This window comes from Kitasatospora aureofaciens, assembly GCF_019192735.1.
GTDB classification, from domain to species: Bacteria; Actinomycetota; Actinomycetes; order Streptomycetales; family Streptomycetaceae; genus Kitasatospora; species Kitasatospora aureofaciens_A.
In genome coordinates, this window is the sequence record NZ_JAHTKP010000006.1 from 1 (window position 1) to 12,713 (window position 12,713).

The window sequence follows — 12,713 nt, forward strand, 5'->3', positions numbered from 1 at the left end:
CGGCAGCCGCTCTCAACGGCCGGGCGGGGAGCGGCGGGCGCGCGCGGCAGCCCCCCTCAGGCGCCGGCCGTACCGTCCGACGGCGCGCCTCAGCCACCCGCCGGGCGGACGCCGCCCGAGTAGACCGTGCCGGGGAAGACCTCGCAGCCCTCCACCGGCAGCTCCTCGATCGTCTCGTTCGCGGCGGCGGGCACGCCGAGCCAGCGGACGGCGCACGCGACCGCCGCCCGTGCCTGGCGCAGCCCGGGCGCGCCCCAGCCCAGGAGCTCGACCGCGAGCCCGGGCGCGACCAGCAGCCGCCGGTAGTGCCGGCCGGACGCCGGGTCCGGAACGCTCGGGCCGACCGCCCGCAGCGCCGCCGCCATCCGCACCCGGGCGCACTCGTGCCCGCCGTTGGCCGAACCGACCCGGTCGTAGAGGTAACCGAGGTAGTACGGCCGGCCGATCACGGCCTGGGCCTCCTCGGCGGCCTCCCGCGCCAGGGCGGAGGCCGGGTCCCCGGCGTCCTCCGGCTCCAGCGAGCCGCCGGGCAGCGAGCAGATGCCGTCCCGGGGGTTGACCAGGGTCAGCACCCGCCCGTCCGGCGCGAACAGCCACCCCCACGACTGCTTCACCGGCAGCCCCTCGGGCACCTGCTCGCCCGGCCGCCACGGCCACCCCGCGGTGGGACGCCGGCGCACCCGGCCGAGCAGCTCGGCGATCTCCGCGCTGTACTCGATCCTGCTCATGCGCCCCCCTCTCGGTGTCGGGCTCGCCGGGACCGACGGGACGCGAGGCTGACCTGCGGAGCGCGGTTCGGGGCGGAGCGGCGGGAGCGACGGCGTGGGGCACCGCACGCTCCTGCTGTTGATCTTCCCCGAAATCTTCCCCGAACAGGCGGTCGATGAACAGTCCCCAGCGCCGCTTGGTGGACGCGAAGGCGGAAAGTACCTGGTCAGGCCAGGGGCTCACCTCCGTCCTCGGGGCCGTCCGCCGGGTCGTTGTCGGCCGTCGCCGGGAACTCCGGCAGCGCGAAGCCGGGCCTCGGGAGCGCCCCGGACGGGAAGGGCACGCCCCGCCCGGCGCCGTCGGCCAGCTCGTCGAACACCTCGTGGGCGCCCATCGGCCGCAACCGCCCGCCGGCCAGCGCCCACCCGCGCACCAGCAGCCCCTCGGGCCCCGCATCCCCGTGCAGCAGCAGCGCGCCCGCGCCGCCGACGGCCACACCCGCCGCCAGCGTCACGCAGAAGGCCTCCGTGTCCCGCCCGCCCGGGAACAAGGTGCCCGCCTCGACGCACAGCTCGGCCGCCGCGGTGAGCTGCTCGCCGTCCTCGGGGCCGTGGCAACGCAGCGTCAGCAGGTGACAGCCCTCCCCCGCGCCCTCGGCCACCGCCACGTAGACCGCGGTGACGTACGCCATCACCGCCTCCAGCTGCCGCTGCCCGGCGAGGTCCGCGCCGACGGCGCTCAGCAGGACGTCGCAGGCGACGGACATCCGCACCCTGGCCCGGTGGTCGTCCAGCAGCAGCGGGACCAGCTCGGCCAGCCGCTCCCCCGCGTAGACGAACGGCTCCCCCGCCAGCTCGGGATCGCCCGCGTACGCGACCCGGGCGACGGCGGTGCCGGGATCGAGGCCGACCGCCTCGCAGTAGTCCGCGTAGTCGGCCGCCTCCATGACCCGGAGGTGCACCTCCAGTCCCTGCCCGCGCAGGGCCCGCAGCTGCTCCTCCGTCCGCCGCAGGTACTCCCGGTGCGCGAGCTCGCCGAACAGCCCGTGCCGGGCCAGCCCGGCGAAGTCGGCTGCCCCGACGGCCACCGCCACGGCCACCGGCAACGGCGGCGGTGCCCCGCGCGCCCGCCCACCCGGCCGCCGCCCCCAGGCCCCCGCATTGCCGCCACCGCCACCCGGCGGCCGCCCGTTGCCCGGCCCGCCCGAGGCGGCCCCACCCCGCCCGGGACCACTCCCAGCAGGCCGGGCCCCACGCCCGGCCAGCAACCGCACCCGCGCCGACCGGCCGAACGCCCCTGCCATCCGCCCCTGCACCGACATGGTCCACTCCTCACCCCTCGCCCACCGCGGACACGACCGCCCGCTCGCCGACCGCCCACAGCGCCCGGCGATGAGGAACATACACACCGTCACTGACAATCGACCCTGCGCAATCGAACACGCCCCTCCCGGAACGCCCAGGGAGCGCCCACGGCGGGTACCGGAACGCGCACGACGCCCGGAAGCCACCGCCCGCGGACCGGAGCGAGTACCACCTCCCGAAACCCCCGGGTCCACAGTTCCGGGCGGAATTGTCAGTTGCGGACGTTAGGGTCGGGGACCATGCGACTGCTGCATACCTCCGACTGGCATCTCGGGCGTTCGTTCCACCGGGAGAGCCTGCACGACGCCCAGCGTGCCTTTCTCGACCACCTGGTGGCGGTGGTCGAGGAGGAGCGCGTGGACGCCGTGCTGGTGGCCGGGGACGTGTACGACCGCGCGCTGCCGGGGCTGGACGCGGTCGCGCTGTTCGACGACGTGCTGCACCGGCTGGCCGGGCTCGGGGTGCCGACGGTGTTCATCAGCGGCAACCACGACTCGGCCCGCCGGCTGGGCGTCGGTGCCGGGCTGATCGGGCGCACGGGCATCCACCTGCGCACGGACCCGGGCGAGTGCGCCGTGCCGGTGCTGCTGGCCGACGAGCACGGGCCGGTCGCCGTGTACGGGCTGCCGTACCTGGAGCCGACGCTGGTGCGCGAGCGGTTCGGGCTGGAGCGCGGCGGGCACGCGGCGGTGCTGGGCGCGGCGATGGACCGGGTGCGGGACGATCTCGCCGCCCGGCCTGAGGGGACGCGCGCGGTTGTACTGGCGCATGCCTTCGTCACCGGGGGCGCGCCGAGCGACAGCGAGCGGGACATCGCGGTCGGCGGGGTCGCCGCCGTACCCGCCTCGGTGTTCGACGGCGTGCACTACGCCGCGCTCGGCCACCTGCACGGCTGCCAGACCCTCACCCCGCACCTGCGCTACAGCGGCTCCCCGCTCGCCTACTCCTTCTCCGAGGTGAACCAGCGCAAGAGCATGTGGCTGGTCGATCTCGCCGCCGACGGCTCGGTGGCGGCCGAGCGCGTCGACTGCCCGCAGCCGCGCCCGCTGGCCACCCTGCGCGACAGGCTCGACGCCCTGCTCACCGACGAGAAGTACGCACCGTTCGAGCAGTCCTGGGTCCAGGCCACCCTCACCGACGCCGCCCGCCCGAGCGAGCCCATGGAGCGCCTGCGCCGCCGCTTCCCGCACACCCTGCAGCTGCTCTTCGACCCCGAGGAGACGGAGGCCACAGCGTCCCGCTCGTACGCGGCCCGGGTCAGCGGACGGGCCGACCTGGAGATCGCGGAGGGCTTCCTGCGGCACGTACGCCCCGGCGCCGAGCCGGACGGGGACGAACTCGGCTGGCTCCGGGCCGGGTTCGAGAGCGTGCGGGAGACCGCCGAGCGGAAGGCGGACCTGCCCCGATGAGGCTGCACCGGCTCACCGTCACCGCCTTCGGCCCGTTCGCGGGCAGCGAGTCGGTGGATTTCGACGCGCTCGCCGCCGGCGGGCTGTTCCTGCTGCGCGGCGCCACCGGCGCGGGCAAGAGCAGCGTGCTGGACGCGGTCTGCTTCGCCCTCTACGGCGACGTGCCGGGCAGCCGCAGGGCCAGCCGGCTGCGCAGCGACCACGCCGACCCGCACCGGCTGACCGAGGTGCGGCTGGAGCTGACGCTCGGCGGGCGGCGGCTGCAGATCACCCGGCTGCCGGAGCAGCGGCGGCCGAAGAAGGTCGGCTCCGGCACGACGGTCGAGCGGCCGCAGACGCTGCTGCGCGAGTGGGCGGCCGACATGGGGGACGGCATGCCGGGCTGGCGGGCGGTCAGCAAGTCGCACCAGGAGGCCGGGGAGGAGATCCACCGGCTGATCGGCATGAACCGCGAGCAGTTCTGCCAGGTCGTGCTGCTGCCGCAGGGCGACTTCGCGCGGTTCCTCAAGGCCGACTCGGAGGAACGCGGCAAGCTGCTGCGGCGGCTGTTCGACACCGAGCGGTTCCAGCACGTCGAGGCGTGGCTGGCGGAGCAGCGGCGCGCCCAGGAGGCCGCCGTCCAGGCCGGGCGGCGCCAGCTGCGCGATCTCGCCAGCAAGGCCGAACAGGCGGCCGGCCCCGGCGCCGAGCCGGCCGACGGCTGGGTGCCCGCCGAGGAGGAGTCCGCCGAGCTGACGGCGGGCGTGCTCGGCTGGGCGGCGATCCTGCGCGCCGGCGCGGCCGAGCAGAAGGCCGTCGCGGACGCGGCGCTGGCGGGCGCCGAGGCGGACCACCTCGCGGCCCAGCAGGCCCGCGAGGCCGTCGAGGAGCTGGCCGGGCGCCAGCACCGCCACCGGCAGGCCGGGCAACAGGCCGAACGGCTGGCCGAGTTCGGGCCGGCCGTGGAGCGCGACCGGCGACGGCTGGCCGCCGCGCAGGCTGCCGTCGGGGTGGAGTCCGCGCTGCGCCTGCGCGAGAGCGCCGCCGAGGCGTACGGCCGCGCCCAGGATGCCGAGCGCCGCCACCGCGATGCGCTGGCCCGCACCGGCGGCGAGGGCCCGGCGCTGGCCGGGGCCGGGGCCACGGAACTCACCGAGGCCGAACTGCGGCTGCGCGCCGAGGTGGTGCGCCTGGAGGCGGCCCGGGCGGACGAGCGGCGCTGCGCCGAACTCGCCCGCGAGCTGCGGACCGTGGACGAGAAGCGGCTGCACGCCGAGGACCTCGCCGAGGAGGCCGAGAACTGGCTGGCCGACTTCGACGGCCGCCTGGGCCGACTCCAGGAAGAGCAGGCCGGGGCGCAGGCGGCAAGCGCCCGGGTCGAGCAACTGGACGGCCGCCGCGCCGAGTTGACCGCCCGCCTGGACGCCGCCCGGGAGCGCGACGGCCTGCGGGGCGAGATCACCGCCGCCGAACCGCGCGTGCTCGCGCTGCGCACCGCCGCGCTGGACGCCCGCGAGCACAGCCAGGACCTGCGCGAGCGCCGGCTCACCGGCATGGCCGCCGAGCTGGCCGAGCAGCTGCGGGCGGGCGAGGCCTGCCGGGTCTGCGGCTCGCCCGAGCACCCGGCACCCGCCGAGACCGCCCCGGACCGCCGGGTCAGCGCCGCCGACGAGGACCGGGCGCGCGCCGCCCAGAGCGCCGCCGAGCAGGCGGCGTCGGACGCCGAACAGGCCCTCACCGCGCTGCGCGTCCGCGAGGCGACGGCCGCCGGGGCGGCCGGGCCGGACGGCACCGACGCGCTCGCGGAGGCCCTCGCCGCGCTGGCGCGCGAGCACCGCGAGGCGCGACAGGCCGCGGAGGCGCTCGGCCGGGTCGAGCACGAGATCGGCCGGCTCTCCGACGACCGTGCCCGCCGGCTCGACGAGCTGCGCGAGGCCCGCGAGCGCGGCGCCGTCCTCACCGACCGGATCGAGGCCCTCCACGCCGAGCAGCGGGAGCTCACCGCCCGGGTGGCCGCCGCCCGGGGCGAGGCGGCCTCCGTCGCCGAGCGGGCCGAGGCCCTCGCCCAACTCGCCGAGGGCGTAGCCGCCTTGGCCGATACCGCCCGGGCCCGCGCAGAAGCGGAAGCCCGGCTCGCCGACACCGACGACGAGCTCGGCAAGGCGGCGGCCGCGGCCGGCTTCCCGAGCGCCGAGGAGGCACTCGCTGTCCTGCTCCCCCGCGAGCAGCGCGAACAGCTGGAGGCCCGGCTGGACCGGCACCGAGCCGAACTCGCCGCCGTCCGGCACGAGCTCGCGCTGCCCGAACTCGCCGCGGCGGCGGCCCGTCCCGCCGCCGACCTGCCCGCCGCCCAGTCCGCACTCGACGCCGCCACCGGCCGACTGCGCCGGGCGCACGCCGCCCAGGCCGCGGCCCGCGAGCGCTGCGAGGCGCTGGCCGCGATCGGCCGGCAGCTCACCGCACTGGCCGCCGAGCTGGCCCCCGCCCTGCTCCGGTACGGGCGGATCAACCGGCTCGCCGCGCTGGCCGCCGGCACCTCCACCGAGAACCGGCTCCGGATGCGCCTGGAGTCGTACGTCCTGGCAGCCCGGCTGGAGCAGGTCGCGGCCGCGGCCAGCGACCGGCTGGTCCGGATGTCGGGCGGCCGGTACATCCTTGTCCACAGCGACGACCGCGGCACCGGCAACAAGCGCTCGGGCCTGGCGCTGCGCGTCGTCGACGCCTGGACCGGTACCGAGCGGGACACCGCGACGCTCTCCGGCGGCGAGAGCTTCTTCGCCTCCCTCGCCCTGGCCCTCGGCCTCGCCGACGTCGTCACCGACGAGGCGGGCGGCATGCCGCTCGACACCCTGTTCATCGACGAGGGCTTCGGCACGCTCGACGAGCAGTCGCTGGAGGAGGTGATGGACGTCCTCGACGGCCTGCGCGAGCGCGACCGCGCGGTCGGCATCGTCAGCCACGTCGCGGACCTGCGCAGCCGCATCCCCGCCCAGCTCCTGGTCCGCAAGGGCCGGCACGGCTCGACCCTGGCCCTGGCCGGGCGGGAGGACGCCTGACGCCTGAGGCCCGGCGCTTGCGTCAGCCCGAGCAGGCGATGCGCTGTGCCTGCTGCCAGGCGCAGACCGGGCAGAGCGTGGTGCCCGGGTGGTCGGCGGGCAGCTCGGTCGGCTCCCCGCACAGCACACAGTCGGCCCGCGGACCGGTCAGCGCCGGATCGTGCACCAGCGCGGCCTCGGCGCCCTCGTCGGGGGTCAGGGCGCAGACCGCCGGGTCCGCCGTCTCGCTATCGCTCATGCCGCCTTCCTACTTCGCGCACCCGCGGCACCGCAAGGCGGCCGTACAGAGCGGCTGGCGGGCGGGGGGACGGATGGCAGCGAACGGCGAACAACTAACAGATGACAGATGACAAACTCTGAAATCTGTCATCTGTTAGTTGTTCGCTGTCATCCGGGCCGCCCCCGCCGCCCGCCGGCCCGACCGCCCCCGCTACGGTGACGGCATGCGCCAGGACCTCCACCAGCGTCTCCTCGCCGCCCGGGCCGCCGCGCCGACGTACCCCGAGGTCGGGGCCACCCGGGAGGGGCGGCTGCCGGACGGGTACGCACACCTGCGGCGGCGGGTGCACCTCGGCCGCGGGCCCGAGGTGCTGGAGCGGGCCGGGCGCTACGTCCTCGGCTGGGGCAGCCAGTTGGGCACCGGCTTCGCCGTCCACCCGTACGCGCCCGCCGAGGAGGGGGCGACAGTCCTGCTGCGGCTGAGCCTCCCGGGGACCCGCCGGCCGCACCTCGTCATCCCGTGCCGGGTGGTGTGGACGGTGGACGAGCCGGACCGGATCGGCTTCGCGTACGGCACGCTGCCCGGGCACCCGGAGTGCGGCGAGGAGTCGTTCCTGGTGAGCATGGACCCCGACGGCGAGGTCTGGTTCGAGGTCGCCGCCTTCTCCCGGCTGGCCGCCTGGTACGCCCGCGTGGGCCGCCCGGTCGCGGCGCTCTGCCAGTACCTGGCGATCGAGCGCTACCTCGCCGCGGTGGCCGCCGCCGTTGCCGGCCCCGCCGCGAAGCGCACCTGAGGCAGCAGCCCCGGTCGACCCGGGAAGGTCAGCCCAGGAAGGAGAGCCGGACCGTCCGGCGCGGGTTGTCGCCGTTGGTGTCGACCAGGACCACGGACTGCCAGACGCCGAGCGCCAGTTGGCCCCCGATCACGGGCAGCGTGGCGTGCGGGGCGACCAGGCCGGGGACCACGTGGTCGCGGCCGTGGCCGGGGCTGCCGTGGCGGTGGCGCCAGCGGTCGTCGGCGGGGATCAGCTCGCGCAGGGTGGCGAGGAGGTCGTCGTCGCTGCCGGAACCGGTCTCCAGGACGGCGATGCCGGCGGTGGCGTGCGGGACGAAGACGTTGAGCAGGCCGTCGCGTCCGGCGGCCCGGTCGGTGAGGAACTCGGCGCAGCGGTCGGTGATGTCGAGCGCGACCTCGCGGCTGCCGGTGGTGATCTCGAAGGTGGCGGTCTGGAACAGACCGGTGGGGTGGGAGTGGATGTTGTCCGCCATGGCGCCATCCTGACCCACGTCGCGGGGCCGGGCGCACTGCCCCGCCGACTCCGCTTGCCACGCAGGCAAACTGGCATAGGGTGCAAGGTTCAGAGCAAGATCGAGCCGGCACGGACCGGATCGAACCTGACCGGGCCAAGAACGCTCGAAAGACGTCAAGGCACCAGCAGGCACACCGAAAACCCGACGGTCCATGAGGTCCGCCGGGCCGGTGCCGGGGTGTGCGGGGCGGGCCGAAGCCCTAGCCGCGTCCCCCGAAGAGGCTGCGCCGCAGGCGACGCAGTGGCGCCAGCAGCGACACCCGCGCGTGGCGGCGCCGCGCCGTCGGGGCGCCGGCGCCGCGCGGCGTCAGCTCCCTTATCAGCCCGAGCGCCTCGGCGGTGTCCACCGCCGGGAGTGCGGGCGCGCCGAGCACGGCCAGGTGTCGGTCGATCCGGCGGCCGGTCGCGCCGACACCGCACTGGATCGCCGGCACACGGGGCCGAGTCCGCACTTGCATGTGTTCCATCAGTTTTCCCACCCCTACGAGGCGCCAGGGCCGTGAGGCGAAGACTATCCGTGACGGACGGCCTTCGCACAACCGTCCTTGGTGTTGTGCCACCGTATCGTGCGGCGTCAACTGACGATGCACCAGGGGCCACCAGAGCCGATCCCGACTAGGCATCAATGATGGTGCACGAGCGGCCGCCCGTCAGCGGGTTCCGGAGGCACGGGCCCGGCGCCCGGCCCCGAGGTACGCGCCGGGCGCACGGGGTCATGACGCGGAGGGAGCGCGGAGAGCACAGGGGTCCATATAAGGGGACACCCCCCAGATAAGGGGACACCCCCCGGCCCGGGGGAGCCGGACGCAGCGGAGCCGGAGCGATCATTCATGAAGTGAACACATTCGAGGGATTGACTCGGGCGAAACCTCCAAGCAATATCTCCTACAACGCGCGAGGGCCCGCACCTGGCCCAGGCGCGTGTTCGAATGATGAAGGACTCCGGCTCCCCCGAGCCACTGCCCGGCCGCCTCGACGCTGCGGCGGCCAGGCTCGGACGGGTGCCCGGACCGGCGGCCGGCCGTAGAGGGTCGGCCGGGCCGCCACCAGGCTGCCGGTGCCGCCCCGACCAGGGGCCCGGCACCGGCGGTTCCGGGCCCACTCGAAGCCCCGACCCGAGCCCTGGCTGAAGCCCTGATTCCGGCCCCGGCCCCACCCCGATTCGGCTCCGGCCCGGCTCCTGTCCGGCCGCGCGTCCGCAGAGTGCCCGGAGACCGCCCCGACCGGCCTTCCCGCAGGTCGCGTCCGGTGGATCGGTAGACTCGGCCAGCGTGTCCCTCCTCCTCAGCATCGTGCTCCCGGTCCACGGCGTGGAGCGGTTCCTGCCGCGCTGCCTCGACTCGATCCTCGGCGACACCCCCGCCGCGGAATCCCGCTTCGAGGTGATCGCGGTCGACGACCTCTCCCCCGACGGCTCCGGCGCGATCCTGGACGAGTACGCGGCCCGCGACCCCCGGCTGCGGGTCCTGCACCTCACCGAGAACCAGGGCCTCGGCGGCGCCCGCGCCGCCGCCCTGCCGCATGCGCGCGGCGAGTACGTCTGGTTCGTCGACAGCGACGACTGGCTGCCCGAGCGCACCGTCAGCGTGGTCCTGGAGGAGCTGCGCCACGAGGGCCGGCAGCCGGTCCCCGCCGACGTCCTGATCACCGACTTCACCCACGTCTATCCGGACGGCGAGACCGAGCCCAACCCGTGGCGCCACGTGCTGCTCGGCTCCCCGCTCGTCGAGGGCTGCACGCTGGCCGAGCACCCGGCGCTGTTCCAGACCGTGATGTCGGTGTGGAACAAGGTGTTCCGCCGCGCGTACCTGGACGACCTCGGCGTCTCCTTCGGGCGCGGCTACTACGAGGACATCTCGGTCACCTACCCCGCGCTGCTCGCGGCCGATCGGCTGCGCTTCCTCGACCGCCCCTGCTATGTCTACCGGCGCGGCCGGGACGGCGCGATCACCGCCACCACCTCCCCCAAACACGCCGACGTGTTCGCCCAGTACGACGCGATCTTCGCCTTCCTGGACCGCCCGGACCGCCCCGGCCGGCCCGTCCCGGCCGCGCTGCGCACCCTGGTCTTCGACCGGACCGTCCGCCAGGCGCTGAACGTCTACGACACCCCCGGGCTCGTCCCGGCCGACCGGCGCAAGGAGTTCTTCCGCCGGATCTCCCAGCACTTCGCCCGCCACCGCCCGGACGGCTACCAGTTCCCCGGCGGCGTGCGCGGCGTGCAGTACCGGCTGGCGGCCCGCGGCGCGCGGATCGCGTACGCGGAGCTGCGCCGTACCGGGCGGTTGCCGCGCGAACTCAAGCGCGGGGCGCGGGCGGTGGCCCCGGCGGTGAAGAAGGGTGTGCGCAGCAGCGCCCGGTTCACCGCGTACAACGCCTTCCGCCGGCTGCCGCTGGACGAGCACCTGGCCGTCTACGCGGCCTACTGGCACCGGGGTTACGCGTGCAGCCCGGCGGCGATCTACGAGAAGGCGCAGGAACTCGCCCCGCAGATCCGGGGCGTGTGGGTGGTGGAGAACCGCAAGCAGGCCGCCACCATGCCGCCCGGGGTGCCGTACGTGATCGTCAACACCCCCGCCTACCTCAAGGTGATGGCGACCGCCAAGTACTTCGTCAACAACGTCAACTTCCCACGCACGATGGCGAAGCGGCCCGGCACGGTGCACGTCCAGACCCAGCACGGCACCCCGCTCAAGGCGATGGGCATGGACCTGCGGGACCGCCCCGAGGCCGCCGACGGCATGGACTTCGGCCGGCTCCAGGAGGCCATCGACCGCTGGGACTTCCTGGTCTCCTCCAACCCGCACACCAGCGAGCACTTCGCCCGCGCCTTCCCCGGCCGGTACGAGATGCTGGACACCGGCTACCCGCGCAACGACCGGCTTGCCAACACCACCCCGGACGAGGTGCGCGCCATGCGCGAGCGGATCGGCCTGCGGCCGGGCCGTACGGCCGTGCTGTACGCGCCGACGCACCGCGAGGCCAAGGGCGGCTACGTGCCGCTGCTGGACGTGAAGGAGCTCGCCCGGCGGCTCGGCCCCGCGTACACGCTGCTGGTGCGCACGCACTACTTCCACACCGGCGGCCCGGGCGACCTGGCGGCGGGCGAGGACGCGGCGGAGATCGTGGACGTCTCGGCGCACCCGACGGTCGAGGACCTGTACCTCGCGGCGGACGTGCTGGTGACGGACTACTCGTCGATGATGTTCGACTACGCGGTGCTGGACCGGCCGATCGTGATCTTCGCGCCCGACTGGGACGAGTACCGGCGGGTGCGCGGGGTCTACTTCGACCTGTTCGCGGAGCCGCCGGGCGCGGTCACGGTGGACGCGGACGGGCTGGCGAAGGCGCTGCTGGCGGGCGACGCCGATCCGGCGGCGCGGGCGCGGTTCCGGGCGAAGTTCTGCCCGTGGGACGACGGCGGGGCGGCGGAGCGGGTGGTGCGCCGGGTGTTCCCGGTGACGGGGTAGGCCCTCGTGGGCACAGGAGCTCCGGACGTTCTACGAGCGGGCTCCGGGGGCCTGCGGACGGGGCCGGTGCCGCCGGTACGGCGACCGGCCCCGCCGACGCGGGCTCAGCCCCGGCGGGCGGCCAGGAACTCGTCGAAGGTCAGGTAGCCCTGGTGGTGGGTGTCCATGGCGTGGATCAGGGCCTCGGCCATCGACAGCGTCACGTCGTGGTCGCCCATCTCGTTCGCGACCAGCGCGTACTCGGCCGGAGTGATCTTGCCGTCGCCGTTCTTGTCGAAACGGTCGAACATGGCCTTGATCGCCTCGGTGGTCTCCATGGTTGCCCTCCTGGTATTGCGGGTTGTGCGGTGTTCGGACGGGCGTACCCTACCCGGCCGTGGTGAGGGCCACGGTCGGCGGGAGTGGACGGGCGGCGGGGCCGGTGGCGTAGTCTGCGGAACCGGTAACGGCCCGGGCACCTCCCGGGCGCTCGTTCGTCCAGGGAGGGACCATGCTCGATCTCGTCACCAGGCTGGTGCTGAAGCCCGTCTCACGCGGCATCTGGCGGCCGGCCATCGAAGGTGTCGAGAACGTGCCGCGCAAGGGCGGGGTCATCCTGGCCAGCAACCACCTGTCGTTCATCGACAGCGTGGTGATCCCGCTGACCGCCCCGCGCCGGGTGCACTTCCTGGCCAAGGCCGAGTACTTCACCGGCACGGGGCTCAAGGGCGGGCTGTCCAAGGCCTTCTTCGAGGCGATCGGCGCCGTGCCGGTCGAACGCGGGACCTACCGCTCCGCCCAGGCCTCCCTGGAGTCGGCGCTCGAGATCCTGGAGGACGGCAAGGCCTTCGGCATCTACCCCGAGGGCACCCGGTCGCTCGACGGCCGGCTCTACCGCGGCAAGACGGGCGTCGCCTGGCTGGCGCTGACCGCGGGCGTCCCGGTGGTGCCGGTGGCGCTGGAGGGCCCGGAGCAGATCCTGCCGGTGGGCAAGCGGGTGCCGCGGATCAAGAAGGTGACCGTCCGGTTCGGCGAGCCGCTGCACTTCGACGAGCTGCACGGGCAGGCCCGCTCGCTGAAGGCCCGCCGGCAGGTGACGGACGAGGTGATGGCGGCGATCCAGCGGCTCTCCGGCCAGGAGGTCGTGGAGAGCTACAACGAGGTTCCGAAGGCCGCCTAGGCCCGGATTACGCCCGGGCCGGGATTCCTACGCCCGGGC

The 12,713-nt window shown here is 75.1% G+C and carries 11 protein-coding genes; 5 read left to right on the forward strand and 6 right to left on the reverse strand.

Annotated features, from left to right (window positions below; all coding sequences use genetic code 11):
- Nucleotides 1–89 precede the first annotated feature (89 nt).
- Both KV557_RS08515 and KV557_RS08520 read right to left on the reverse strand, forming a co-directional pair.
- On the reverse strand, nt 90–728 hold the full coding sequence (locus KV557_RS08515) for a hypothetical protein (RefSeq protein WP_218199161.1): 639 nt from the start codon (nt 726–728) through the stop codon (nt 90–92).
- A gap of 206 nt (nt 729–934) precedes the next feature.
- Nucleotides 935–1,795: a hypothetical protein gene (locus KV557_RS08520; protein WP_218199162.1), complete on the reverse strand. Its 861-nt coding sequence runs from the start codon at nt 1,793–1,795 to the stop codon at nt 935–937.
- Nucleotides 1,796–2,311: 516 nt separating this feature from the next.
- Here KV557_RS08520 and KV557_RS08525 point away from each other — a divergent pair.
- Nucleotides 2,312–3,481, forward strand: a complete 1,170-nt coding sequence (locus KV557_RS08525; protein WP_218199163.1) for an exonuclease SbcCD subunit D — start codon at nt 2,312–2,314, stop codon at nt 3,479–3,481.
- Nucleotides 3,478–6,516: an AAA family ATPase gene (locus KV557_RS08530; protein WP_218199164.1), complete on the forward strand. Its 3,039-nt coding sequence runs from the start codon at nt 3,478–3,480 to the stop codon at nt 6,514–6,516. The genes KV557_RS08525 and KV557_RS08530 overlap by 4 nt, the downstream gene beginning before the upstream one ends.
- A gap of 22 nt (nt 6,517–6,538) precedes the next feature.
- On the opposite strand, the gene KV557_RS08535 is transcribed toward KV557_RS08530, so the two are convergent.
- Complete coding sequence (locus KV557_RS08535) at nt 6,539–6,754, reverse strand: hypothetical protein (protein WP_218199404.1); 216 nt, start codon at nt 6,752–6,754, stop codon at nt 6,539–6,541.
- A gap of 139 nt (nt 6,755–6,893) precedes the next feature.
- Between KV557_RS08535 and KV557_RS08540 the strand changes: the two genes are divergently transcribed.
- Complete coding sequence (locus KV557_RS08540; protein ID WP_256177133.1) at nt 6,894–7,529, forward strand: DUF1990 family protein; 636 nt, start codon at nt 6,894–6,896, stop codon at nt 7,527–7,529.
- Nucleotides 7,530–7,557: 28 nt separating this feature from the next.
- Here KV557_RS08540 and KV557_RS08545 read toward each other — a convergent pair whose 3' ends face one another.
- Together KV557_RS08545 and KV557_RS08550 are read right to left on the reverse strand one after the other, a co-directional pair.
- Entirely contained in the window at nt 7,558–8,004 is a 447-nt protein-coding gene (locus KV557_RS08545; protein WP_218199165.1) for a YjbQ family protein, read from the reverse strand.
- 241 nt (nt 8,005–8,245) lie between these two features.
- Nucleotides 8,246–8,512 (reverse strand): hypothetical protein, encoded by a 267-nt coding sequence (locus tag KV557_RS08550; RefSeq protein WP_218199166.1) that lies wholly within the window; start codon nt 8,510–8,512, stop codon nt 8,246–8,248.
- Nucleotides 8,513–9,316: 804 nt separating this feature from the next.
- Between KV557_RS08550 and KV557_RS08555 the strand changes: the two genes are divergently transcribed.
- Complete coding sequence (locus KV557_RS08555) at nt 9,317–11,515, forward strand: bifunctional glycosyltransferase/CDP-glycerol:glycerophosphate glycerophosphotransferase (protein WP_218199167.1); 2,199 nt, start codon at nt 9,317–9,319, stop codon at nt 11,513–11,515.
- Between the two features lie 104 nt (nt 11,516–11,619).
- On the opposite strand, the gene KV557_RS08560 is transcribed toward KV557_RS08555, so the two are convergent.
- Entirely contained in the window at nt 11,620–11,832 is a 213-nt protein-coding gene (locus KV557_RS08560) for an EF-hand domain-containing protein (RefSeq protein WP_218199168.1), read from the reverse strand.
- A gap of 173 nt (nt 11,833–12,005) precedes the next feature.
- Between KV557_RS08560 and KV557_RS08565 the strand changes: the two genes are divergently transcribed.
- Nucleotides 12,006–12,674, forward strand: coding sequence for a lysophospholipid acyltransferase family protein (locus KV557_RS08565; RefSeq protein ID WP_218199169.1), 669 nt, complete (start codon nt 12,006–12,008; stop codon nt 12,672–12,674).
- Nucleotides 12,675–12,713 lie beyond the last annotated feature (39 nt).

Excerpts from the sequence above, each read along its gene's own strand:
- KV557_RS08565 (WP_218199169.1), top strand. The coding sequence starts at position 12,006 with ATGCTCGATCTCGTCACCAGGCTGGTGCTGAAGCCCGTCTCACGCGGC.
- KV557_RS08560 (WP_218199168.1), bottom strand. The coding sequence starts at position 11,832 with ATGGAGACCACCGAGGCGATCAAGGCCATGTTCGACCGTTTCGACAAG.
- KV557_RS08525 (WP_218199163.1), top strand. The coding sequence starts at position 2,312 with ATGCGACTGCTGCATACCTCCGACTGGCATCTCGGGCGTTCGTTCCAC.
- KV557_RS08550 (WP_218199166.1), bottom strand. The coding sequence starts at position 8,512 with ATGGAACACATGCAAGTGCGGACTCGGCCCCGTGTGCCGGCGATCCAG.
- KV557_RS08545 (WP_218199165.1), bottom strand. The coding sequence starts at position 8,004 with ATGGCGGACAACATCCACTCCCACCCCACCGGTCTGTTCCAGACCGCC.
- KV557_RS08530 (WP_218199164.1), top strand. The coding sequence starts at position 3,478 with ATGAGGCTGCACCGGCTCACCGTCACCGCCTTCGGCCCGTTCGCGGGC.
- KV557_RS08535 (WP_218199404.1), bottom strand. The coding sequence starts at position 6,754 with ATGAGCGATAGCGAGACGGCGGACCCGGCGGTCTGCGCCCTGACCCCC.
- KV557_RS08515 (WP_218199161.1), bottom strand. The coding sequence starts at position 728 with ATGAGCAGGATCGAGTACAGCGCGGAGATCGCCGAGCTGCTCGGCCGG.